Source organism: Bacillus sp. FG16 (assembly GCF_057809515.1).
On record NZ_JBMDKC010000022.1, the window covers coordinates 22,579 to 47,376 of the forward strand.

Genomic DNA, 24,798 nt, shown 5'->3' on the forward strand with positions numbered 1-24,798 from the left:
TTTTATACTAGCTTTTTTACATAATAAATCATTTATTTCCCATGCAATTTATAACTGTATCCCACTCTATGTCCTTAAGATGTAATGACTCAAATGCAAAAAAATCTTCGCAAATTTTTCCAATCAGGTGTGGATGTTCCCTCAAAAAATTCCACTGTAATACTTTAGGAAGAAAATGCATTTCATATTCTTTACTTCCCCGTACTACCTCATCAACTTCTCTTTCACAAATTCCCCTTATTAAATAATCATTTCTTAACTCTATTTGAATTTGTTGAAATGTATCGCTGCATTTTTTCAATTGAAGTAAACACGTAATATACTTCCGAAAAAGTTCGTTATCATACTGACAACAGTTTATAATACGATCGACTTCATTCATAATGTACGAGCCTTTTCTTCTATTTGTAATAACCATTTTTCGCGCTTTGATACTTTACTCGTTTTCACAGATTGAAAAACTGACCGTTTTATATCACGAATGCCACAAAAACGTAAAACACCTCTCTTCATCATAATCCAATCTGCTGATCGATATAACAATGCGACGTACCATAGAGGCGAGTCTAACGTATTAATAACCCAAGCTTTCTTACCTTTCAATAACCCTTTCGGAAGAGCACCTTCATATTTATAAGCAAATCCAGCTACGAAAATACGGTCAATAAAACCTTTTAAAATAGCTGGCATCCCCCACCACCATATCGGATATATAAAGAGAAGTGTATCTGCTTCTTCCACTAATTTTCTATACCGCGCTGTCTCTTCTTCATTTACTAAATCACGTCTTTTCTTCTCTTCATTGAATACAAGTACCGGATCAAATTGTTCCTTGTATAAATCAAGCAACGTAACCGAATGATTTGTTTCCTGTAGCCCTTTTTGCACATGCTCTAAAATTGCCCCGTTAAAACTTGAAGGATTAGGATGAGCGTATATAATCAGTACGTTCACTACAAAACAACTCCCTCTATCTTTAAAGTTACCCCTTCTTTAATAACTTCTCTACAATTTGTACGTTTTTCGAACTTTGCAACAGTCGATTTAATACAGTAAGTAACTCTTCTTTTTCTAAATCTTTTAGTTTCTCTTTAACTGCACTCTCACCAGCACCTTGAATATCATAAACAACTGCCGCCATATGTTTACAATAATTTTCATACGGACATTCGCAACTACTTTTTGAAAAATCTTCGAGATCGATAACTACTTCATAATTCCCTGCATTTCCAGTAACGAATGCAAACACTTTGTTATCTTGTATTTCAACATCTTCTATATATCCATCTTCATAATATTCATATCCCTTATCTACAACGTACTTTGGGATCCATTTCGTTATATCTTTTAATAAGTAAGCGTACATAATTGTACCCCTTCCTTTAATTCCCTTTTGACTTCCAAAACCCTGCATGTTATTCTAAGAACTGTTAAATAGCAAGTCTATTTTACAAAACGACTGACACCTATTCGGCGAAGGTGTCTCTTTTCATTTGCAGCCGATACGAATTGCCTCTTTCAGGCACATTCAATTTTTGACACTACACACTCAACACCATTCCCTGTATCAGGCTGCTTTAGCAGTCTTTTACTCTACATACTCCGTTATTTTTAAAAAAAAGAGAGCTTAGCTCCCTTTTCTCGCCTTATAAAATACCCCTTTTTCAGCATAGAGATATTCATCAGCTAATGTAATTTTCCCATCCAGTTTCAGTTCGTCTAATAGCCTTGATAAATAAAATTGATGTAACATTTTTTTCGTGAATTTTCCTTCATGATGCGAAACGATATGTTCTTGAATATCTAACAATGATATCGGCTTATCTTGCTCTATCATATATTCATAAACTGTACTACGCAGTTTTACGTATTTTTCGAGTGTCACAGTAATTCGCAACCCCTTTCTTCTTAATATAAATTTTCGTAATCGGTTTTTTTGCAACAAAAAAACCTCTCCGATAAGAAGAAGTTACGTATATATCTTCGTCTTATCTCCCAGAACAAATATGTTCTGCTGGAATTAGCACCTGCATCGCGGTTGCTGGGTTTCATCGGGCCAGTCCCTCCACCTCTCTGGATAAGAAAATATTCACTTAAACCTTACTATACGTAATTTCACTTTAATTGTCAAACAAATATAATAAATATAACAAATTATATTTTCTTTCTTACTGTTCATACTACTCGTATATGAACAGCTAAGGAGGATTATAAAATGCATCAAAATGCTCGCGGATATGTACAAGATTCTTTTCAATCATTACAAGAAGCAAAACACTGTTTAGAAGAAGCACTTGAAACAGTTGAAAAAGATTTTAATCGTGCTCGTATTGAACAATCACTTTATGCTGTTGAACAAGCTATTCAACGTTGCGAGTACACCGTTCACATTTTAGAAAAAGATTAAAAACTTCCCATCTATCGATGGGAAGTTTTTTCAAATGGCATACTTCATAATTATTGCCGTTATGATTAAAAAATATACAGAATTAGCAATTTCTAAAATCCCTACTTTTATAATAGAGATTTTTTTGCCATACAACACAATTGCTCGAATGACACTTGGTATAAAAATAAGAGAACACCACGGATTAATCACAAATACAATTATAGTTAATACGATATGATATCCCCAAGATATAAGACGATACTTCGGATTATTTTTTTCACGAATCATCGTTTTCACATAAAACGTACTACCTAAAAAGTATAAGAATGAACTAAGCGCAATGAATAATGCTATATGATCGATTTGCTTCATTGAAAAATAATAACTAATTAACCCACCGATACAAAATACAATAATTGCACAAATATCATTTAATAGTGCTCTTTCATTTTTTTGACGAGCATAATACATATTTACTATAAATAATGGAATCATTACTATTACGAATAAAAGAATTCGCCACTCATATAATAAAGAAATCATCCCGAATAGGAACGCAATACTAAAATAAACAATTGCGGCGTGTAAAAACTCTTTTTTTCGTCTTTGCTTTATGTACGTCAGAAATGGATATGTAGCTAAATAGATAAAAAACCATGCTATAAACAATGGAATATGATAAATAGTGGGTTTCCCAAGTATGACACTTAATAGAAAAGGTATAACAAGCATGGCCCATGCACCATGTTGCTTCGGAATAACTAACTTCATTAACTATACACCTCCCTCTTGAAAAGAGTTCTCACGTACTATTATACAAATAATTTTATATAATGGCGGATGCATATTGAATCTATTTTTTGACAAAAAAATGCTCCTTACAATATGTAAGAAGCATGAAAGAGGCAAACGAATATGTAAGTCGCGACCCTACCTTATATGAGTATGCTTTTCTATGTCACGTTATGCTCATCTAATATACCGTATTTCTTTTTAAATCTTGTAAGAATCGTAATCCAAGACGTACTAAATAGTAGTAAGAAAATAACATTCGAAATCGCATGACTCAAATCAAAATAAAAACTTGCGATATAATACGAAATGACAGTCTCCCACGTTGCTTCTCTTATAAAACCGAGAAGACCCCAGAAATTCATAATCCAGCCAAATAAAAATCCAACAATTACTCCGTAAAGAAGTCTCCCCCATAGTTTTTTCATTAAAAATGTATTACGAAGTAAACCTGCTATAAAACCAATCATGCCCCACGAAAACATTTGCCACGGTGTCCACGGACCTTGTCCTAAAAAAATATTAGATACGATCGCTGCTGTGGCACCAATCATAAAACCAGTTTCACTTCCAAATACAATTGCAGAAACAATAATGACAAAAGAAGTTGGTTGTACACTTGGTAAAATAGAAAATGGCACTCTGCTTACTGCTGCAATTGCCGCTAATACAGCAACGAGAACAATTTCACGTGAAACAAACGCCTTTCTTTCAAAACGGATATAGAAAGGTAACATAATAACTGCTAATATAAACAAACTACTTAACATGTAATAACCGTCCATGACAAGTGTCGTAAGAAGTAATGTGCCTATTATTACTGCAAAAATACATATTATGAATGCAACATATCGTTTGGACACGCTTCGTACACATCCTCCCACGTTAATGCATATGGCAATTCTTTTCGAATGAATCGATTAATAGATGTTGTATAAAAGAAATTGCCGCTAAAAAATTCTTTCGGTGCATCATTCATAATGACTGTTCCGTCAAATAACATCATACATTGATCAACGTATTTCGCTGCAAATTCAATGTCATGCGTTGCCATTATAATTGTTGTTCCTTCTTTTTGTAGCTTCCTAAATAGTTCTCCTACTCTTTCTTTCTTCCACGGATCTAGCCCCTTTGTCGGTTCATCAAGTAATAATAAAGTTGGCTTTGATAATAACGTTGTACATAACGCAAGTAGTTGTTGCTCTCCCCCGCTACAATCATGCGGATGGCGTTCTTTAAGCGAGTACAACCAAAACTTCTTCAACATATCTTCTGCTATTTCTTTTCCTTGTTCTCCGTATAATTCACGTGCACGTTCATACACTTCATCCCACACTGTATCAAATGTAAAATGATAATACGGATGTTGCGATACATACCCGATCCTTTTAAATCGTTCTTTCGAATCAATTTTATGTATCACTTTCCCGTTCCACTTTACTTTCCCTCTTCTCGCTTTTTGTAATCCTGCTAAAATCGTTAACAGTGTAGACTTACCTGTACCGTTCTTCCCAACGAGCGCTACCCATTTTCCTTTTTCAATTGAAACTGATAAATCACGTAAAATAAGCGGACTACTTTTTTCGTACTGGAACGAAATATGCTCTGCGCTTAAAATTACCTCTTGCTTTTCACTTTGTGCTATTGGGTCATTTACATATGATATCGCTGCAAAATCATTCATTTTCATTTGCGCCTCTCGCACTGTAAACGGAATATCTCTCACATTCCACTCTAAAAATAGCCTTGGAATTTGCGGAATAAATGGACGGAATGTTTCTACTCCCCACATATTCGTAATAACAGTTTTAGGACTACCATCATACATAATACGGCCATTATCCATACAAACAACGCGTGTTGCAAGCGGTATAACTTCATCTAAACGATGTTCACTTAAAATAATCGTAATTCCAAGTTCTTCATTAATACGTTTTAATAATCCTAAAAACTCTTTCGCAGCAATTGGATCTAACTGGGCTGTCGGTTCATCTAATAATAGTAACTTCGGCTGCATAACTAATACCGCAGCTAAATTGACAAGTTGCTTTTGCCCGCCAGATAACGTGTGAACAGATTGATGCAATAAATCTTGAAATCCTAAAAAACTAATAAGCTCCGCTATTCTTTTTTGAATATTATGTGATGGTAATCCGATATTTTCTAAAGAAAATGCTAATTCTTGAATCACTGTATCCATAACGATCTGATTTTCTGGGTTTTGAAATACCATCCCAATTTCTTGGGCAGATAACAAATCAGCTACTTCCTCTATTAAAACACCCTCATAAAATATCTCTCCAGAACGCGTACCAATTGGAAGTAACTCCTTTTTAAAATGTTTTAATAAAGTCGTCTTCCCAGATCCCGATCCTCCAGCAAGTGCAATAAACTCACCTTTTTGAACAGAAAGAGAAATATGCTGTAACGCATATTCGTTTTCATCAGCATATACAAATGATAAATTGTTTATTTCTGCATGCGCCACCATATCCATTCCTTTCCTTCCATCATAATTGGTAAACTAATAAACAGTGTAAATAATACAAACATCATTCCATCATATTGCTGGAATAAAATAGATTCGACTTTCGGATAAATAATCAATTTCCCTCCGCCATAATTACTACATATAATAGCAGCTATAAATAAAATGATTAAATAACTGAGCGTATACCAATCGCGCTTTTCCATTCTATAGCGAATATACGTCGTACGCTTCGTCACACCAAATCCACGAGCTTGCATAGAATCTGCCGTTTGCAGTGCATCTTCTAATGAACAAATTAATAATACTTGCAGCAATTGCATACCATTTTTCACGCGTTCCATCATTGAACCTGAATCTACCTGCACACCTTTCGTTTTTTGGACGAGTGTGATTTTCTTTAATCGTCTTATAAACAAAGGAACAAATCTCACTGTAATCATCGTTAACAATGCAACTTTCGGTGAAATTCTTGAAAACAGATATAAAAATTTATGACTGGAAATAATATCATTGTATGACGCAAACGTAAACATAACTGCAACTAGTAATAACCCCATTACTATTCCAAACATAATCGCCTCAAGCTTAATACGGCTATCACCTAACCAAAATAACGTAGTTCGACCTCTATGCGTTAATAACGAATTAAATAAAATTACCATAAAAAAGAAAACAATTGTGCTCGGTAGCATCTTTCTTATCTTTTCGCTATTTCCTTGCATCACATTTAACATAATAATTAATACTATTGCTCCAATTAAAAAAAGAGGATGAAGACACATCATACATAGTATCATCACCCCGATATAATAGAAAAAATTCACAAAAGGATGTAAAGAAGAAAAACTTATTTTCATAGCCCTTTACCGAATGCCTTTCTTATTGTAATACGTATACCCACTCAATTGTATCTCCTGGTTTTACCGTAACTACACCAGCACTATGGTTTGGAAAAGCACCGTTCACACGATATTTCCATCCACTAGTATCCGCAATATCTTTTTCATATAAATCATTAATACCTTTTACATAAATACTATCTCTAGATCCGCTTGCATCAACATCTAATCCTGTACGTTGTAATACTTTATACACAGTATCGCCATCTTGTACATCCATCTTTTTCGCACCCATTATATATCCGTTATTTCCTTTTACCGAGATTGTTACTTGTTTTGCTTTAGGTACTGGTGGTGGCACTGGGTTTTGTGGTGGTACCGGTGTTGGTGGAGCTGGTACACTATTGTTCTCTTCTGGCTTTTTCTTTTGCTCCTGCTTCGGTGTTTCTTTCGGCTGATTCACAACCTTTGCTTCTTCTTTTACTTCTGGTGCTTTCGGTTGTTGTTTCTCTTCTTGTGCTTGTTGCTGCTCTGGTTGCTTATTTACATCCGGCTGTTCTTTCGGTTGTTCCTGTTGTTTCTCTTCTTTCTTTATCTCTGGTTGTGCCTGCGGCTTTTCCTCTTTCGGCTTCTCTTCTACTTTTTGTTCTTGTTTCTCTTTCTGCTCTTCTTGCTGCTTTTGCTCTGATTCAGCTTGCTTTTCTTCTGTTTTTTCTTCCGGCTTCGCTTCATTTTTTTGTTCTTCTTGTTTCGCTACCTCTTCTTGCTTCGGTTCTACCTTCTTCTCAGGCTTTACACCTGCCTCTTCACATCCGGCAAGTAGCCCAAGCGAAAGCAGTAAAGAAATGAACCATTTCACCTTACTCATCCTATCTCTCACCTTTCATACGAAAATTAGGAGCAAATAATTGCTCCTAATTTTTTGTTAAGCTGCTTTACGTCTCCATAATACATATGCAGAAGCAATACATAATACACCCATACCTACTTCTGTTGCTGCACTATGAGAAGATGCTCCTGTTTTTGGTAGACTGTTACCGTTTCCGATTTTTTTATTCTTAACCGGTTCGTTATCTACAACTACTTTTAGATTTTCATCTTTTGTTTCTTGTTGTACTTGGTTTTGTTCTTTCGGTTCTTCAGTAACTTCTTTTTCTACTACATTATTTTCTGGTTCAACGACCTTTTCTGGCTCTTCAATCGGTTTTGGCTTAATTACATCACCAGCGTCTACATTAGACCAATCATAAATAGATTTTCCCATTTCCTTAAATTGAAGTAATGCTAAAAGAGCCTGTTCTGTAGCCATTCCGTTACCATTTTGATCACTTGGTAACCATTTAAATTCACCATTTGAAAGTTGATATGATAATAGGTTTTGCATTGCCTTATGAAGACGATTTTGATCTACATCTTTAACAAGAGATAATCCAATAATTGCTTGCGCAGTACTATTTGAATTTTCTTGTCCATCAGCTGAAAAACCGCCATTTTGCAGCTGTTCGTTATATAAATACGCAACAGCTTTTTGTATAGCTGGTTTCACATCTGATCGCTCTTGATAAGGAGCTAATGCTGATAAAACCATACCTGTTACATCAACGCTACTAGCACTATCTTTACTACCTGAACTATTATAAGTCCATCCACCGTCTGTATGCTGATTATTTAACAGTGCTTCCACTAGAGCAACTCTGTTCCATTTTGATTCAACTGGAATCTCATACTTCTTCGTATCAAATGCAAGTAAAGCAAATGCATAACCTGTAACAGAATTCACTTTATCTGACTCATACAATTTTTGAACTAAATTATGTCCACCTACATTTTTAGGGTCTGCACTCATTGCATTCATCATAATAATTGTTCTAGCTAAATCTGTCGCTGAAAAACGATTAATGCGCTTTTCTACTTTTTCAGTTACTGACTTAACATAATTTAATTTTGCCTCAATTGGCACATTCTTTCCAGAACGAGAAAGCGCTACAGCTACCCAATCACTTTCAATTCCATCTTGTAACATCTTGTCTGATGTTTTAGAAATGGCTTCATTTAATTGTGCACTTGGAACTTGAATGTTCTCTTGCTTTGGTTGTTCTGTTTTTTTACCATTTTCACCTTCTGGTTTTGGCTCGACTGTCGGTTTACCATTTTCACCTTCCGGTTTTGGCTCAACTGTCGGTTTGCCATTTTCACCTTCCGGTTTTGGCTCGACTGTCGGCTTACCATTTTCACCTTCTGGTTTTGGCTCGACTGTCGGTTTACCATTTTCGCCTTCTGGTTTTGGTTCTTCTGTTTTACAAGTTCCGAACTTATCTAACGTTTCTTTCAATGTTTCCTGGCTCATATTGCTCCAGTCTGAAACAAAGCGAAAGACAACAACATCTCCAGATTTTAATTTATAACTATCTGCTCCGACTTCTGCAGACTTATCATTTACATCATACAGCCAAGCACTTGTAGCCCCGGCCATTAAACCATCGATTCCTTTTACATATGTTCCAAACGACATCGTTTCAGATTCTACTTTGTCCCCCATGACCTTTTGCAGCAAACTTAAAGCTGTTTCCCCATCTTTAATTTGCTCTTCTTTCGGACATAACATAATGCCTTTTTGTGATTCCCCAATAATTGCAAGTTTTGCTGTATTTTCTTCAGCAAACGTAATATGTACTGTATTCGCAAAAGAAACAAATACAAGTGTCACTGCCATTAACGACGTAAGCAGCCATTTTTTCAACATTGCCATCCCAAAATTTCCTCCCTTACTACCATTTACACAAAAAAAGGCCCTTCAAGGGCGTGCGATTGACACTCTCTTTTTGTAAGTGTCGAACAAAAATGTACAACACCTCCTACCCGCATTATTCGCGGCTATATTTGTATAGGAAAAATAATTTTGTTTATGAACGTATCATTGTGATAACATTCACTTTTCTTGGCACAACTTACTTCCATTTAAGTTATCGTAAAACGATAAACCTATACATTCTGTAAATTTTAAATTTCTGTATTATTTTACTATTGACAAAGAATTTTGTCCATGCTTTATCGGATTTATTTTCTAAGAATAATAACTTATTAACTCTTAACTATGTAAACTCTTTTCACTAATAATGTCGCCATCTTCATCCGCATAGACATATTCATTTGGATTCCATTCCACTTGTCCAAAGTGCAGTGAAATATTTCGTTCTCCCTTTCCTTCTTTCACACTTCTATTTGGCATCGTCCCTAACGCTAAAATACCAATATTAATATTCTTTAGTTCACTAGAATCACGAACATATCCATTCACAATAATTCCTGCTAGCTTTCTTTCTTCCGCAATAGCTGCCAAATTATCACCAAGTAACGCACAATTCGTAGACGCTCCGCCATCAACAACTAATACTGTTCCTTCTGGGAGTGTTTGCAATCCTTCCTTCACTAGTACATTATCATCTTTCACTTTTACAGTTGCAATTTTCCCGTGGAATTGTTCTTTCTTCCCAAAAGACCGAAAAGACTGGCGACATATTTGTAATTCCTTTTCAAATTCATCACATAGATCCGTAGTTTTCCACATTTTGTTCCCTCTTTTCCTTTTTCTTTCTATTTAACATATTCTTGGCTTATTTTCGTTTCTCTGTCTAATATTGCAATAATTTGTATGTACGGGAAAGGATACAAAAACTATTGCCTTAAGAAGCCACCTTTATTATAATCTATTTCACAGATTAAATTCAGAATATTAAAAATTAACCAAGTGAAGAAGGAGGAATTTTATGCAAATACAAACTGAGGCAAAAAAACAACCTAGTAAATCAAAGTTTAAAATGCCTGATGCGTACGTACTACTATTTTTTATTGCCTTACTTTGCGCCATCGCTACTTATTTCGTTCCTGCCGGAGAATTTAAAAGGGTTACAAACGGGACCTTTACAACAACAATACCAGGTAGCTATCATTCTGTTCCGCAATCACCCGTAGGCTTTGTTTCTTTTTTTACCGCTATTGAAAAAGGAATGACACTTGCTGCTCCTATTATCTTTCTAATTTTATTTACAGGTGGAGCTATTGCAATTCTTGAAAAAACAGGTGCTCTTGACGGTTTAATCTATCATGTTATTAACAAATTTCGGAATCAGCAATTACTTTTCATTTGTATAGTTGCTGCGCTCTTTTCTATTCTTGGAACGACTGGTATTATCGTTAACTCAGTTATCGGTTTTATCCCCATCGGTATCATCGTTGCACGCACGTTAAAATGGGACGCTATCGTCGGTGTAGCAATTATTTATTTAGGTACTTATGCTGGTTTTAATGCTACTATTTTATCTCCCTCACCTTTAGGCATTTCACAAAAGATCGCAGAACTTCCGATGTTTTCCGGGATTGGTTTACGCACCGCAATCTATATATCTTTTTTACTTGCCACTATCCTTTATATAAATTGGTATGTAAAACGCTTGAAAAAATCAAATAAAGGAAGCATTCTTGGCGACAACTGGTTTCCAAGTAACGCTCTTTCAAGCGAAAAAGAAACAGAGAAAAAAGAAGTTCCTTGGACGATACGTCATAAATTAATTTTACTCGTTTCAGCTTTATCATTAATTGCATTTTTAATAGGCGCTTTTCGTCTACATTGGACGGACGCAGAAATGACTGCTACTTTTATTTTCATAGCAATTACAGCGGGAATAATAGGTGGTATGAAAGCAAACGATATCGCTTCTACTTTTCTAGCAGGTTGCCAAAATCTCATATACGGTGCTTTAATCGTCGGAATGGCTCGTTGTATTTCAGTCATTTTAGAACAAGGAAAATTGCTTGATACGATTGTTAACCAACTCGCACAAGCTCTCGAAGGACAAAGCCCTGTATTTGGTGTTATCGGCATGTATGTGAGTAGTGCCGCATTACATTTCCTCATTTCATCCGGGACAGGAGAATCGGTTATTTTCATTCCGATATTAGCTCCATTAGCTGATTTCATGCACATTACACGCCAAGTTACAGTACAAGCTGTTATGCTTGGAGAAGGTGTAGTAAACTGCTTAAATCCAACTTCCGGTGTTTTAATGGGCGTTCTCGCAGCAAGCGGTATTTCTTACGGAAAATGGATTCGTTTCATGGCTCCACTTGCATTCATTTGGTTTATCATTGGACTTGTTTTTCTTATTGTTGGGGTGAATATTGAGTGGGGACCGTACTAAAAGACTCATAATATACTTAACTTGATAAATAAGTACTATCGTTTCATAAAAATATCTATTCTATTTTCCTCTCCAATCCTATAAAAATCATTTATTCTAGTATAGATATAAGAAGGGATTGATCATAATAATCAATCCCTTCTTATCAAAATATAATACCTTTAAAAATCTTAGTTCCAAATTTCATTTACCCATTCAGGATGATCAATAAAAGGATTGCGGTTATGTTGATATTTTGTAAAAATCACTTCATTACGCTTTCGCTCTAAATCATCCACCGGGTCTTGTTCATTCCATTTTAATAAAACAGATAGTTTCCCCATGTATGGATCTTTATTGTTATTCACTTTTTCATTTAGTTCTAAATCTATTTCGCCGTTGTCTCCCTCGTAACGAACAGCCATATAAAACAGCATTCTAGCAATATCTCCTTTTACACTATCACGAGGTTCCCAAGAATCACTATCATATTTACATTCTGTCGCTTCAGAATGATTTACACCACCATTATCAAAATCTAGATTTCCACGTGAACTATTTACAGATACATCCGTCGCTCTTAAATGATGTAGATCTGTTCCAGGTCCTGCAGTCGTTCCAAAGTCACCGTGAGATTTTGCCCAAACATGCTCACGGTTCCAGTTATTTACTCCTGATCCATTCGTAAGCTTCCCTTGCGAACGACCAGTATATAAGAGTATCACATTATTTTTATTATTTGGATCTTCATCAGTATCTCTTAGTGCTTCCCAAACCGCACTGTATGATAACTTTGTATGATTATCAATAATATTATGCAGTTCCTTCTTTAATTCTAAGCCCGTTTTTCCTATTGCGTTATTATAATATGTATCGTCATAACTTTTTACAATAATCTCTTGTACTGATGCAGGAGCTACTTCACCGTGTATAGTATCTGTGAATGATAGAGATGCAGAACCTAAAATAAAAAATGAAGATAGTGTAATCATAGCAATCTTTGTCTTTCGAAACTTCATATACCCATTCCCCTTTAAAATATAATTTGAAGCTACTAACTAAAAAATGCTTTCTCCCCCCAAAACTTTTAGAAACCCATACCCACCCTTTTCTTTTTATTTAATACAAAACTCTATTGAGTTTATATCATTTCCAAACTTTTTGTTTATCTACTTTCCAAACAATTTTACTTTTCACAAGAAATATCCTTCTCCCGTAAAGATTATTAAAATATTCTTTACAATTAAAAAGTAGTTTAATATTAACTTATAAATTTAAATTTATTTATGCAATAATGCATATTTGATAAATACTAAAAAAACAGTTTGAATAAAAAGCATTCAAAGAAAACCATGCAACAAAAAAGGTAGAGTTTAGGACAGAAATAATAAAAATCAAGATGATAGCTCGACTTTTCCTTTTTCCATAACTGTCTTTATTTTTGTGTAAAACCTTTCTTTCTCTGAATAATACGTACAAAAATAGATTGGATACCATATAGGCACCAATCTATTTTAATTAAAGAAACTGTGTCAATTCTGAGTTCACAACACGTTGTGCAGTAATGATAACACTGTCAGCTGTTAGTCCATAAACACTATATAGTCCACCAGGTTGATTAGGAACAATTTGAACTTCATATTCAAATGCTTGTCCAAAAGCAGGATGAACTAAACTTAGAGTTTCAAAAGTTGAAGCATTAGAATTCACATTGAAGTTTACCTGTTCAATTAATACTAATGAACCGTCAAGTCTAAAAACTCTAGCTACTCCAGTAAGCGGGCCCGCAGTACGGTTAAGGATCTTCACCCTAACTCTATTTGCATTAGCAGGTTGATTTCCTACGTTTTCAATTGGTCCTGTAGTAAGAGCCATATAACATCACCTCCATTATATTATTATGATATTCAATGATGCACATTGATGTTATAGTTTAATTATCCAATTTATTTTAAATAAAAAAGCTTGTTTCTTATATTTTTTATAAGAAACAAGCTTTTCTTTTTCAACTACCATTCCTAAGACAAGTTTATCCGTCTCGAAAACATTTACAGTTACTTGACGTTTATGCCGGGACAGAACTACTACTATTTACTTTGCATTGAATCTATATATTTTTTAACTACTTCATATACATATTCTTGATTTGCCGCTGCTGTATTTGGGTTATATTTCCCGCCGTTTGTTTTATTATTAGATAATACTCGAATTCCTAAAAATGGGACATCATAAGCTTTCGCGATTTGAGCTGCTGCAGCTCCTTCCATTTCTTCTACAGATGTACCGTATTTTGTATGGAACCACTTAATTCTATCAACTTCATTATTCCAAACGTCTGCTGAACCAATCGTACCTTCAACTACTTTACCTTTTGTATACTTATCTTTCACTGCATGAGCCGCTGCAAGTAATTCCTTATCTCCTTCGTAGTATCGGATTTTCTCAGCATTTGGATCTTCTCCTGCACTTCCTTCAGAAGCCATTAAGTCCATAGATATCCATTTTGTCAGCTCAATTCCTTGGTTCTCATCCTTATTGGTTGTTTTTAATGAACCTATATTTGCAACTTGTTTTCCTAACACAATATCAAATACATTTAAATTTGGATCATGTCCACCTGATGTTCCTTGGTTAATAATTGCTGTAGGTTTATATTTTTCAATAGCCACCGCTGTAGCAGCTGCTGTATTCTCCATTCCTTTACCTGTTTTTGCAACGATTACAGGATAATTGTCGACAGTTCCTTTATAAAATACAAAAGTTCCAGACTTTTCTTCTTTCACATTTTTTAGCCTTTTCGCAAACTTTTCTGCTTCTATCGGCATTGGCCCTTGAATTAAGATTGGTTTTTGATTGCTTTTTGCCTCAACTTGTTTCGGACTCGCATCACATCCCGCAAGTATCGAGAATGACAATGCAATAGTAGTTACTAGGGCAGCACATTTTTTCAACGTATTCTTCTTCATAAATAATCTCCTCTTTCTCTTGTTGTTTTCTATACTCGATGCTTTTGGTCCAAACAAAAAAAGTTCTAGAAATTGTAGAAGATTCTCTACTTTCTAGAACTACGGTAGTCAAAGTTAATGAAGCAAAAGATGAGACCAATGCTACATTATAGAACGGTAGCGCACATTACACAGGGCGACCGAATACTTTAACCCGTAGTCCAGTTCTTTCATTGGGAACTAGGTAGAAACGCTCGGACCATATTACCGAGTATATACGAGTGATGTTATTCAAAATTATTATATGGATAATATAACAAACTACTAGTATATTCGCAAGAAAAAAGTGAACATTTCCTATACAATAACTTAAAATGTTCGTTTTTAAATGAAAATTAGATAAAAAAACTATTTCTTAACAGATTTTTTCATTAAAAATTTTTATATACTAAACTAGATTCCCACTCAACAGCCAATCTTTTACAAGCAGTTTCTTTCTTTCCCAACTTCCTCACCTAATTTTGATGTAAAAGCCTTACTGCCCGGGATAAAATGTGCTTCCATCCAATTCACAATTATTTCTTCCAACTCTGGATGAAGTGGCTTTCCTGCCCCTTCTTCATAATTCTTTTTAAACTCTAATGCTTTAAATTCACCTTCAAAACTTTTTAAACTATGATCCATATTTTTTACTACACGTACTTCAGAATCACCCTTCACATACTCACCGATCCGCTTCGCTCTTTCAGGGTCAGCCTGAATATCTTTATCACCAGCAATAGCTAGTACTGGACATGTTACTTGTTGTAAGTCTTTATAGATGTCATGCTGAAAATGCTCTCTAAACCACTTTGCATTCATCGGTTTAAAACCAACTTTAATCGTATCTTTTTCTGTGTTCATCATTTTCTCTTTTATTTTTCCCATCTGTTTTTCTCCGCGTTTCTCTACATTAAGAAGACGCATTAGTTTTCCTTTTATTCCTTTTTGCTCTTTTAGTTCTTTATAAGCAATTTCTCTTTGTCTTTTTGTAGCTTCTTCTAATGATTCTGCAGCTCCTGTAATAAGTATGAGTCCATTAACTGGTGTTCTTGCGTTTACTACAGTGGCTAACATACACCCTTCACTATGACCAGCTAAAATGATATTTTCTGGATCAACAAATGGTTGTTCTTTTAAATACGTTATCATGGCCTCTATATCACTAACTAAATCCCACATTCCAGTCTTCAGAATTTCTCCGTTACTCTTTCCTACTCCGCGCTTATCGAAACGGAGCGTCACTACTCCAAGTTGCGCCATTACATGTGCTAAATCTTTATATATGTTCGACTCAAGCTTTAGCGGTACTATCGTTCCATCACGATCAACTTCTCCAGATCCAGCGATAATTACAACAGCAGCATACTTCCCACCGGCTTTTGGCTTTGTAATCGTACCTTGCAAAGTTAATTCACTTTTTACCGCTACTTCATATTCATCAAAGATCATTATATTAATCCTCCTTCTATTCCGTTATATCTAATTTGAATTTCAAACTCGCTATTATATTTTTGTACTCTCTTACATCTTTCATCGGAACGAAAACCGGGTTCTCTGCAATGCTTTGTAGCATGCTTCGCTTTATAATCTCTTCATTTCTAACTGTTTTAGCACCAAGTGGAAATTCTGCAAACCATCCATCAATCGCATCAAAATAGGAATCGCCGTGTAAATGCAGGCTATTTACTGTGAAGCTATTCGTACAAACCGCTGCATATTTCCGTAGCATTTCTAATGAACCTTCAAAATTCCCTTGCATGCAATATACTTGTGCAGCAGCATAGTATACTTTTAAAGTCATATTGGGATGTAACGTTTCTAATTCATATATATCTATTAACATAAAAGCTCTATTTAAAATTACCTCTACTTTTTCAGCGCTTGAAGCATTTACTACTACATAATTCGGTATTGTCCCAACGAGTTGTATTAAATGTTGATACATACTAATTTGCATCACTTCATTTGCCTTCTCAGTATTTCCAAGCATTTGATACGCCTGTGCGATTAGATCTTCCTCTGGAAAGTTAGGACGTATCGTTTCGCCAAGTAATTGAAGCACCTCATTTGGTCTATTGAGTATAAGATAGCAAGTTGCTTGAAACGATGCCGCCTCTTTCACAAGAGAAACATCGTCACTTTCTTCCTGCACTCTGCTAAAGAGATTCATTGCCTCTTCTAAAATTTCAATTCCTCTATCCGTGTCCTCTGTTAACATGTGATGATTAATAAAAAGTATTCCTATTTGAATTAATAATGGAAAACAAGAATAATATTTTTTGATTATTCCCCTGCACTCCATCATTACTTCATCAAACGGTTCTTCACTAAAAGCTTCGGCTAGTCGATGATATAAATTTTTAATATCTTCCTGCTCCATTTGTGGTGTATAACTAATTAGTTCATCAATACTTATGTTAAAGTACGATGCTAATAGTGGTAAAAATGTAATATCCGGATAACTCTGCCCCGTCTCCCATTTGGAAACAGATGCCTTCGTAATACCGATATACGCCGCTAACTCTTCCTGCGTAATTCCCTTTTCTTTTCTCTTATTCGCAATGATTTTATGAATATGAATCTCTCTCACTGTATCACCTCATACTTTTATTATATGTTTTATATTTCACACAAAATATGGATTTAAATTCGACTTTCATTTACAAAATCAACTGTTAGGAAACATCTGTCTAAAATCAAAGGCAGGAACATATTTGATATGTTCCTGCCTTTTTAATGTCGGTACCGATACATAGCCATCTAGCTAAGATTTTGAAGTGCTTCAAAATCAAACATTTCATCTCATCACAGTTTTCTATGGGAATCCAGTGAACAACTTATTTACATAATTTTCGATATTGGAAGTAAATTTAAGTTGTTTTTAAAGTAGGTATACCTAGTAGAAATTATTGAATTGTGCCCGTTTGTTAAAGTTTAATTTTCATTATACTTTTTGTACTGAGTCCAGTGCTTTTTTTAATTCATCTGATTTTTGAGTGCCGATTACTACTGTGTTATATTGCAACTTTAACTCTATACCTTTATTTCCATTCATGTTATAGGCTTTTTCATTCTTAAGGTTAAAACGAATTCCCCATCCTCCAAATCGTTTTATTGGACTGTAAGTAATGCATTCATAATGATGTATATCTTTGAAAAGGTACTGCTTATATTGAAAATGAAAAGGAACAAAGCGGACATAAAGACCTTTTTCACGGACCTCAATGATCAGTTTCAATACTCCAAGCATTAATACAGGAAAGGCAATCCCGAACAACCACATAACAATTAAGACACCATTAGAAGCTGGTTTATCTCCAAACGGGATATCAAGAATAATTTGTTGAATAAATCCATACCACATCAGCATGGAGATCCCTAATATGAGTATCCATACCCAAATTGGGGATCGCTGAACCTCACGAAAGATAACTTGTTCTTGTTGTTTCATTAATGATTATAACCTCCTAAAAGGTTTATTTTTTCTCACTCATTTTAAGCCGTTTTGCACTTCCAAAAAATGCGCTCCCAATTATGAATATAACGGAAGAAAGATACATTGTTATCCCTGAGTATTTATTATCAAAAATTGTGAAATTAAGTAAATTAATGAACATCATCAATATAAGTGCTATGTACAATCCATTAATATATTTCATTTATCCCCCCCCTTTACTTTTTTGAAAACCCCTATGTGATAAATAGTGGTTTCTAAAGGTATTATTCAGAATGCCCTTTTCCCTATTTTACCATTTTATAGAGTTGATATGTTGTTTGTTTTCGGTTGAATATTGTATACACACTCGGTTAACATAACGTCTCATGATCAGTAGCAAGAAAAAAGGATAATCCGTCCTCATAATGGACTAATTATCCTATAAATCTTTATCTAAATTTAATAAAACAAGAACTTCTTTTCCTATGTATATTTACTTCGTTACCTCTCCAAACTGCGCTCTCGTCACTTTCGCCAAGTCATCTACTTTAAGCTCAATTTGTATACCAATTTTCCCGCCACTTACTATCATCGTTTCAAGTGATTGGGCACTTTCATCAATACATGTAGAAAATAACTTCTTCATTCCGACTGGTGAACAACCACCACGAATATATCCTGACACTTTTGTAATATCTTTCACAGCAATCATTTCAATCTTCTTTTCACTTACTGCTTTTGCGGCAGCTTTTAAATTTAGTTCCTCATCTACCGGAATAATAAACACATGATAATTTTTACTATTCCCTTGAGCGATTAACGTTTTATATACTTCTCTCACTTCTCGTCCAATTTTCTCGGCTACTGATACGCCATCAATTTTCCCATCGTCTGGATCATATGACATCATCGAATATTCAATTTTTTCTTTATCTAATATTCGCATCGCATTTGTTTTATCTTTTTTCATAACGTTCTCCTTAAAAGGTTATTTCATATTATTAAGTTTTATTATACACCCTTTTCCATTTCTCCTACATAACTTCACGTATATTTCAAAACTAAAAATATTGATAATTCAAAAATCATCTGATATAATTTGGAAAAACTTATGTTAAGGAGAGATTTGTAATGCGAAATTTTAATACTTCTTTCCAACTTCATCATCATACGTAACGCCGTGTATCCGAAGAAAAATTTTTCTTCGTGGGTACAGGGCTTTTCCTGTTGACCCACGAAGCGTTCATAAAGCTATGTGGGTATTTTTATACCTGCATAGCTTTTTTTAATTTAAAAAAGGAGTGATTACAATGGAAATGAAAAATGTAAAAGGCACAAAAGACTATTTACCAGAGGAGCAAGTGCTGCGAAATAAAATTAAAAGGGCTTGTGAAGATACGTTTGAACGATACGGATGCAAACCGTTAGAGACACCGACGTTAAATATGTATGAGCTTATGTCTTACAAGTACGGCGGTGGCGATGAAATTTTAAAAGAAATATATACACTTGAGGATCAGGGAAAACGTGAGCTTGCCTTACGATACGATTTAACTATTCCATTCGCAAAAGTTGTGGCAATGAATCCGAATATTCGCCTCCCTTTTAAACGTTATGAAATTGGGAAAGTATTTCGAGATGGGCCAATTAAACAAGGAAGATTTCGTGAATTTATACAATGCGACGTTGATATAGTCGGTGTAGAATCAGTCATGGCAGAAGCGGAACTCATGAGCATGGCGTTTGAGCTCTTTCGAACGTTAAACTTAGAAGTAACGATCCAATATAATAACCGAAAATTGTTAAATGGTATTCTTCAGGCCATTAACATCCCTACTGAATTAACAAGTGACGTCATTTTATCATTAGACAAAATCGAAAAGATTGGGATTGATGGTGTACGAAAAGATGTATTAGAGCGCGGCATTTCTGAAGAAATGGCTGATACAATATGTAATACTGTATTATCTTGTCTAAAGCTTACAATTGTTGACTTTAAAGAAGCTTTCAATAACCAACTCGTTGCCGATGGCGTAAACAAATTACAACAATTACAGCAATATTTAATCGCTCTCGGAATAAATGAAAATACGATATTCAATCCGTTTTTAGCAAGAGGACTCACAATGTATACAGGTACTGTATATGAAATCTTTCTAAAAGATGGATCAATTACATCTAGCATCGGTAGCGGCGGCCGTTACGATAACATTATCGGAGCATTCCGTGGTGATAATATGAACTATCCAACAGTCGGTATCTCATTCGGTTTAGACGTTATTTATACAGCACTATCGCAGAAAGAAACAATATCCTCTACAGCGGATCTATTTATCATCCCACTCGGGACAGAATTACAATGCTTACAAATTGCCCAGCAATTACGTTCTACCACTTCCTTAAAAGTTGAACTTGAGCTAGCAGGACGCAAATTAAAACGTGCCCTTAATTATGCCAATAAAGAGAATATCCCTTATGTGCTTATCATTGGTGAAGACGAACTTAGTACAGAAACCGTTATGCTGCGAAATATGAAGGAAGGTAGTGAGGTGAAGGTCTCCCTTTCTTCTTTAAGTAGTTATTTATAATACGAACCACCCTCGTTTGGGTGGTTTTTCTATTTTATAGATCAAGAAACAATTAGTTAACATAAAAAGATTATATCCAACTAAAAACCACAAGTATTTAATATCCAATCACCTATTATTTTTGGTAATATATAGCTATGAATGATTTTAGGAGAATTAACTTTGAAAACCTACATACAAGCACTAAAGTGGATCACAGGAATCTATCATCTTTTATTAATTCCTTGTTATTATGTATTTCCAAGTCTTGTTAACCTAGATGGATTACCTTTACTACTATTGATTGTTTTACATATCACTACTATTTTATTAGCTAAAAAATCAGGCATGAATACGTACGCTCATTATATAGGTATTATCGTTACTCTAGTTGCCTTCTTTCCTTATATAGTAATCGTTCTACATATTATAGCAACGGTTTTCCTTTTATTAGATGCTGCTTCTACTACTAAAAGGGAAGTTTTTGATTCATAGCAAAATCAATAGCACATCCTAAGAATAGATTTACATGCATTTTAATGACAACCAAAATTTTAGAAAGTAAAAAATAAAAGGTGTCTTCACATATGGAAAACACCTTTTATTTCTACAACTCTTAACTATTGTTTTTCGTATTCCTACTCTCCAAAACCTTCTCCATATTATGAGTTGCCCATTCCATCATTAATAGAATCACTGGACGAAGTGATTCACCAAGCTCAGTTAACGAATATTCTACTTTTGGCGGCACTTCACGGTATACTTCACGATGTATGATGCCATCTGCTTCAAGTTCTCTAAGCTGAAGTGTTAACATTCTTTGTGTGATATTAGGTTTTAATCTTTTTAATTCATTAAACCGCTTTGTACCATCTAATAAATGATACAAAATTACCCCTTTCCATTTCCCTCCAATCACCTCAACCATAGCTTCAACTGGACAAGAATATTTATTTAAAAATGGGTAATTTATATTATTTTCATTCGAACAATCCATAATAACTCCCTTCCCTTAACATTAGTATCTTTTTTGATACTATACCACATAAATGTGCGTACTTGTATCTACGTTACTTTAAAAATATAATTTACTTACAAAAATAAATCCATGAAAAGAGGAACTTTTATGACAAATACAAACCAAATTACAAAAGAAAAGATTATGGAGGCTTTTCATTTCAGACATGCATGTAAAGAGTTCGATCCTATGCACAAAATTTCAGAAGAGGACTTCAAATTCATTTTAGAAACAGGAAGACTATCCCCTTCTTCTTTTGGATATGAGCCTTGGAAATTTATTGTCGTACAAAATAAAGAATTAAGAGAAAAACTACAACCGTATTCATGGGGCGCTGGTGGGCAACTTGCAACAGCAAGCCACTTCGTCATTGTTCTTTCAAGAAACATTAAAGATATGCACTATGATGCAGAGTATATTAAATATATGATGAACGATATTATTGGATTGCCTGAAGACACTCAAAAAATTAGATATGAATTCTTCAAAAAGTTCCAGGAATCAGATTTTAACTTATTACAATCCGATCGTGCTGTATTTGATTGGGCATCTAAACAAACTTATATTGCTTTAGGTAATATGATGACGAGCGCAGCTCAAATCGGTATTGATTCTTGTCCAATAGAAGGGTTTGATAAAGAGGAAGTAGATTCTTTACTTCGTCAAGAAGGCATTATACAAGGTGATAATCTTGAAGTATCAGTTATGGTTGCCTTTGGTTACCGTAAAGAAGAGCCAAAGCGTGATAGAACAAGACAGACTATGGATACAATTGTTGAATGGATTAAGTAATATAGCACAGACAAATAATGCTCCTAATAGCTGTATACTCATACTAAAGAAGAATCAGTTGTTTTCTTACGTATGAATTTGGTTTTTCATGGAAAGATATGTTAGTATGTATACAGTTTGAGTGCTCTATTTTTAGAGTCGAACAGGAGGAGAATGAATATGTCTGATATTGAAGTTGGCGAAGTGTTTACTCTTAGTGATGAGAATAACGAAGAGCAAGAAGTAGAAGTACTTGGAGCGATGGATGTCGAAGGCGCAGAGTATATTGCAGTTGCCTTTGTTGAAGATATCCAAACAGAAACTGAGGAAGACATTGATATTTTCTTTTTAAAAGTAGAAGAAGATAATGAGTTTTCATACATTGAAAATGATGAAGAGTTTGATAAAGTATCTGCTGCTTTTGATAAGATTTTAGATGAACAAGAACAAGAGTAAACACGAGGGGGATGCATATCCACCCTCTTTTTTTATTCATCACTCATTCAGTGATTTATGCAGTAACTCCAGTACATCTTTCATCGCAAAAGGTCCATCTTTTTTAACATGCTCCGCAAATTCTGAAACGAGACGTAATGTTCTCACACTTTCGATTGGATGTTCTCCTGATGCACTTTCAGCTGAAAGCATAACTGCATTCGTCCCGTCCAGTACAGCTTGAAACACATCAGTCACCTCTGCTCTTGTTGGAATAGAATGATCTACCATAGATTGAAGCATTTGTGTTGCTGTAATGACATATGTATTTGTTCGATTACATTCCTGAATCATCATTTTCTGTAAAAGCGGAATGCATTGATATGGTAACTCTACTCCTAAATCGCCCCTTGCAATCATAATTCCATCTGCTGCTTTACATATATCTTGAAAATTCTCGATTGCTTCCATCGTTTCTATTTTTGCAATTAAATTAGGTGACGTTTCTTTATACTGTTGTATAAAATCTCGTATTTCTTTTATATGACTAGGTTTTCTTACGAAAGAACATGCGATAAAATCAACATTCTCTTCTAAAAGAAACTGAATATCTTTTTTATCTTTCTCTGTAATAGCTGGTAAACGAACAACCGCACCTGGTAAATTAACTCCTTTATGAGAGGAGATATTGCCACCTGTTTTAACCTTTGTTTCTATTTTGTCCGTACTTATCTTTTCAACAATTAATTCAACTTCTCCATCATTAATCAAAATTCTACTGTCTACTTTCACATCATTCGCAATTCCTTCATAATCAACACTTGCTTCTGTATTACTCCCTGTAACTGGTTTTGTATGTAAAATAAAAGAATCTCCTGCCTGAAGTGTAATTTGCTCTCCCTTCACTTCACCCAATCTTATTTTAGGACCTTGTACATCACCCAAAAATTTAATAGAGTCATCTAATGATTTCACTAAACGAATGATGTCTTTATGACTTTCATGCGTGCCATGCGATAAATTCAGTCGAACAATTTTCATACCATTCTTTATTAACTGTGCTAACGTTTCTTTATTATTACTTGCGGGTCCAATTGTACAAATTCGATCGATTGTCATTTTTGTCACCATCCTTTTTTTAATAAGTTTCCCATATGAACTTAAAAATAACAGAGATAATGACATGAATAGATTTAAATTTACACGAATTTCATAAAGTTAAACCTGTATCCCTTGCTGGCTAAGCATTAGAAGATATATTCGCTTTTTTGCAAATGAAGACATGTTGAATCGAAAGTAAAAGAAAAGTTAAGTATGGGATAAACCATTGAGAGTTTCGAAATTTTCATATATTGTATGAATTGAGTTCGAACTCAAAAATTTAAAAAGGTGGGAAAATTAGTGAATATGAAAAAATCTTTATCGGTGACAACTTTAGGGTTAGCGGTTTTAGGTTTTGGTTTTACTAATAACGCAAGTGCTTCAGAGGTCGATACTGTAGACAAGCAGCCCATTTTAGTTGACTTTGATACAATTCAATCAACAAAAACATCTAGTGTTCCTAGTTTGACTGTTGCAGCTGCACCTAAGAATGACTCTAACATTAGCGTATATACTCCCTTTTTTGGTAACCCATATGCAGTTGCGAAATCGAAATCAACTACGACCGAAGACTATGTTTATGCAAAAGCAAGAACTTTCAATGGCGATGGCTCATTAGTAAATACGAAAAGTAATAGTGCAAAAAAATCATCCTTTGTCAGTGCTACAGCGACCAACACAAGCGTTTATTATGGAGATGATTACGCTATCGGTAATCACACCTATAAATTAAGTGGTTATAATGATGTGAATCACGAAACAAAAGCCTTCTGGTAAGAAAGAGAAAAAAGATAT

General features: G+C 34.6%; 28 protein-coding genes and 2 riboswitches. Of the genes, 7 read left to right on the top strand and 21 right to left on the bottom strand.

Annotated elements, in window-relative coordinates; all coding sequences use genetic code 11:
- Positions 1 to 28: 28 nt before the first annotated feature.
- The 4 genes from ACODS7_RS10660 to ACODS7_RS10675 all read right to left on the bottom strand — a co-directional run bounded on the left by ACODS7_RS10660 (position 29) and on the right by ACODS7_RS10675 (position 1,945).
- Positions 29 to 382: a hypothetical protein gene (locus ACODS7_RS10660; protein ID WP_029442825.1), complete on the bottom strand. Its 354-nt coding sequence runs from the start codon at positions 380 to 382 to the stop codon at positions 29 to 31.
- Positions 379 to 954 (bottom strand): NAD(P)H-dependent oxidoreductase, encoded by a 576-nt coding sequence (locus ACODS7_RS10665; RefSeq protein WP_029442826.1) that lies wholly within the window; start codon positions 952 to 954, stop codon positions 379 to 381. The genes ACODS7_RS10660 and ACODS7_RS10665 overlap by 4 nt, the downstream gene beginning before the upstream one ends.
- A gap of 28 nt (positions 955 to 982) precedes the next feature.
- Positions 983 to 1,366, bottom strand: coding sequence for an SWIM zinc finger family protein (locus ACODS7_RS10670; protein ID WP_029442827.1), 384 nt, complete (start codon positions 1,364 to 1,366; stop codon positions 983 to 985).
- A 261-nt stretch (positions 1,367 to 1,627) separates the two neighbouring features.
- Entirely contained in the window at positions 1,628 to 1,945 is a 318-nt protein-coding gene (locus ACODS7_RS10675; protein ID WP_016080932.1) for a hypothetical protein, read from the bottom strand.
- A gap of 40 nt (positions 1,946 to 1,985) precedes the next feature.
- Positions 1,986 to 2,084, bottom strand: a riboswitch (SAM riboswitch).
- Positions 2,085 to 2,215: 131 nt separating this feature from the next.
- Here ACODS7_RS10675 and ACODS7_RS10680 point away from each other — a divergent pair.
- Positions 2,216 to 2,407: a hypothetical protein gene (locus ACODS7_RS10680; protein WP_016080931.1), complete on the top strand. Its 192-nt coding sequence runs from the start codon at positions 2,216 to 2,218 to the stop codon at positions 2,405 to 2,407.
- 30 nt (positions 2,408 to 2,437) lie between these two features.
- On the opposite strand, the gene ACODS7_RS10685 is transcribed toward ACODS7_RS10680, so the two are convergent.
- The 7 genes from ACODS7_RS10685 to rraA form a co-directional block, all read right to left on the bottom strand.
- Positions 2,438 to 3,160 (bottom strand): YwiC-like family protein, encoded by a 723-nt coding sequence (locus ACODS7_RS10685; RefSeq protein ID WP_029442828.1) that lies wholly within the window; start codon positions 3,158 to 3,160, stop codon positions 2,438 to 2,440.
- A 182-nt stretch (positions 3,161 to 3,342) separates the two neighbouring features.
- Positions 3,343 to 4,044 carry an ECF transporter S component gene (locus ACODS7_RS10690; protein WP_016080929.1) on the bottom strand — a complete coding sequence of 234 codons (702 nt, stop codon included), beginning with the start codon at positions 4,042 to 4,044 and terminating at the stop codon, positions 3,343 to 3,345.
- The gene (locus ACODS7_RS10695; protein WP_029442829.1) at positions 4,017 to 5,678 is read right to left on the bottom strand and encodes an ABC transporter ATP-binding protein; all 1,662 of its coding nucleotides are present in this window, start codon (positions 5,676 to 5,678) and stop codon (positions 4,017 to 4,019) included. Before ACODS7_RS10695 ends, ACODS7_RS10690 begins: the two co-directional genes overlap by 28 nt.
- Entirely contained in the window at positions 5,651 to 6,529 is an 879-nt protein-coding gene (locus ACODS7_RS10700) for an energy-coupling factor transporter transmembrane component T (protein WP_029442830.1), read from the bottom strand. Before ACODS7_RS10700 ends, ACODS7_RS10695 begins: the two co-directional genes overlap by 28 nt.
- Before the next feature lie 22 nt (positions 6,530 to 6,551).
- Positions 6,552 to 7,379, bottom strand: a complete 828-nt coding sequence (locus ACODS7_RS10705; protein ID WP_243168679.1) for a DUF4430 domain-containing protein — start codon at positions 7,377 to 7,379, stop codon at positions 6,552 to 6,554.
- 57 nt (positions 7,380 to 7,436) lie between these two features.
- The gene (locus ACODS7_RS10710) at positions 7,437 to 9,260 is read right to left on the bottom strand and encodes a DUF4430 domain-containing protein (protein ID WP_016080926.1); all 1,824 of its coding nucleotides are present in this window, start codon (positions 9,258 to 9,260) and stop codon (positions 7,437 to 7,439) included.
- 339 nt (positions 9,261 to 9,599) lie between these two features.
- Complete coding sequence (gene rraA / locus ACODS7_RS10715) at positions 9,600 to 10,079, bottom strand: ribonuclease E activity regulator RraA (protein WP_243168680.1); 480 nt, start codon at positions 10,077 to 10,079, stop codon at positions 9,600 to 9,602.
- A gap of 199 nt (positions 10,080 to 10,278) precedes the next feature.
- Here rraA and ACODS7_RS10720 point away from each other — a divergent pair, with 199 nt between their 5' ends.
- Positions 10,279 to 11,709, top strand: coding sequence for a YfcC family protein (locus tag ACODS7_RS10720; protein WP_243168681.1), 1,431 nt, complete (start codon positions 10,279 to 10,281; stop codon positions 11,707 to 11,709).
- A 170-nt stretch (positions 11,710 to 11,879) separates the two neighbouring features.
- Here the strand turns inward: ACODS7_RS10720 and ACODS7_RS10725 are convergent, their stop codons facing one another.
- The 8 genes from ACODS7_RS10725 to ybaK form a co-directional block, all read right to left on the bottom strand.
- Complete coding sequence (locus ACODS7_RS10725; protein WP_029442833.1) at positions 11,880 to 12,707, bottom strand: endonuclease I family protein; 828 nt, start codon at positions 12,705 to 12,707, stop codon at positions 11,880 to 11,882.
- 499 nt (positions 12,708 to 13,206) lie between these two features.
- Positions 13,207 to 13,563 (bottom strand): hypothetical protein, encoded by a 357-nt coding sequence (locus tag ACODS7_RS10730; RefSeq protein WP_016080922.1) that lies wholly within the window; start codon positions 13,561 to 13,563, stop codon positions 13,207 to 13,209.
- Between the two features lie 212 nt (positions 13,564 to 13,775).
- Complete coding sequence (locus ACODS7_RS10735; RefSeq protein ID WP_243168682.1) at positions 13,776 to 14,654, bottom strand: 5'-methylthioadenosine/S-adenosylhomocysteine nucleosidase; 879 nt, start codon at positions 14,652 to 14,654, stop codon at positions 13,776 to 13,778.
- Positions 14,655 to 14,830: 176 nt separating this feature from the next.
- A riboswitch (purine riboswitch) is annotated at positions 14,831 to 14,934 on the bottom strand.
- A 179-nt stretch (positions 14,935 to 15,113) separates the two neighbouring features.
- Entirely contained in the window at positions 15,114 to 16,124 is a 1,011-nt protein-coding gene (locus ACODS7_RS10740) for an alpha/beta hydrolase (protein WP_098629759.1), read from the bottom strand.
- A 16-nt stretch (positions 16,125 to 16,140) separates the two neighbouring features.
- Positions 16,141 to 17,265 (bottom strand): helix-turn-helix domain-containing protein, encoded by a 1,125-nt coding sequence (locus ACODS7_RS10745; RefSeq protein ID WP_095690495.1) that lies wholly within the window; start codon positions 17,263 to 17,265, stop codon positions 16,141 to 16,143.
- Between the two features lie 354 nt (positions 17,266 to 17,619).
- Positions 17,620 to 18,126: a DUF6141 family protein gene (locus ACODS7_RS10750; protein ID WP_072939095.1), complete on the bottom strand. Its 507-nt coding sequence runs from the start codon at positions 18,124 to 18,126 to the stop codon at positions 17,620 to 17,622.
- 25 nt (positions 18,127 to 18,151) lie between these two features.
- Positions 18,152 to 18,334 carry a hypothetical protein gene (locus tag ACODS7_RS10755; protein ID WP_000875160.1) on the bottom strand — a complete coding sequence of 61 codons (183 nt, stop codon included), beginning with the start codon at positions 18,332 to 18,334 and terminating at the stop codon, positions 18,152 to 18,154.
- Positions 18,335 to 18,604: 270 nt separating this feature from the next.
- Positions 18,605 to 19,081 (bottom strand): Cys-tRNA(Pro) deacylase, encoded by a 477-nt coding sequence (ybaK, locus tag ACODS7_RS10760; protein ID WP_000710852.1) that lies wholly within the window; start codon positions 19,079 to 19,081, stop codon positions 18,605 to 18,607.
- Positions 19,082 to 19,421: 340 nt separating this feature from the next.
- Between ybaK and ACODS7_RS10765 the strand changes: the two genes are divergently transcribed.
- The gene (locus tag ACODS7_RS10765; RefSeq protein ID WP_098629760.1) at positions 19,422 to 20,699 is read left to right on the top strand and encodes a histidine--tRNA ligase; all 1,278 of its coding nucleotides are present in this window, start codon (positions 19,422 to 19,424) and stop codon (positions 20,697 to 20,699) included.
- 162 nt (positions 20,700 to 20,861) lie between these two features.
- The gene (locus ACODS7_RS10770) at positions 20,862 to 21,173 is read left to right on the top strand and encodes a hypothetical protein (RefSeq protein WP_098629761.1); all 312 of its coding nucleotides are present in this window, start codon (positions 20,862 to 20,864) and stop codon (positions 21,171 to 21,173) included.
- A gap of 121 nt (positions 21,174 to 21,294) precedes the next feature.
- Here ACODS7_RS10770 and ACODS7_RS10775 read toward each other — a convergent pair whose 3' ends face one another.
- A complete protein-coding gene (locus ACODS7_RS10775) occupies positions 21,295 to 21,675 on the bottom strand; it encodes a winged helix-turn-helix transcriptional regulator (RefSeq protein WP_016080914.1) in 381 nt (126 codons plus the stop codon).
- Positions 21,676 to 21,804: 129 nt separating this feature from the next.
- Between ACODS7_RS10775 and ACODS7_RS10780 the strand changes: the two genes are divergently transcribed.
- Entirely contained in the window at positions 21,805 to 22,488 is a 684-nt protein-coding gene (locus ACODS7_RS10780; RefSeq protein WP_048564577.1) for an NAD(P)H-dependent oxidoreductase, read from the top strand.
- A gap of 153 nt (positions 22,489 to 22,641) precedes the next feature.
- Complete coding sequence (locus ACODS7_RS10785) at positions 22,642 to 22,923, top strand: DUF1292 domain-containing protein (RefSeq protein WP_025118598.1); 282 nt, start codon at positions 22,642 to 22,644, stop codon at positions 22,921 to 22,923.
- A 39-nt stretch (positions 22,924 to 22,962) separates the two neighbouring features.
- On the opposite strand, the gene ACODS7_RS10790 is transcribed toward ACODS7_RS10785, so the two are convergent.
- A complete protein-coding gene (locus ACODS7_RS10790; protein ID WP_016080912.1) occupies positions 22,963 to 24,021 on the bottom strand; it encodes a pyruvate kinase in 1,059 nt (352 codons plus the stop codon).
- Between the two features lie 282 nt (positions 24,022 to 24,303).
- On the opposite strand from ACODS7_RS10790, the gene ACODS7_RS10795 reads away from it, so the two are divergent.
- Positions 24,304 to 24,780 carry a hypothetical protein gene (locus ACODS7_RS10795; RefSeq protein WP_029442841.1) on the top strand — a complete coding sequence of 159 codons (477 nt, stop codon included), beginning with the start codon at positions 24,304 to 24,306 and terminating at the stop codon, positions 24,778 to 24,780.
- Positions 24,781 to 24,798: the final 18 nt, after the last annotated feature.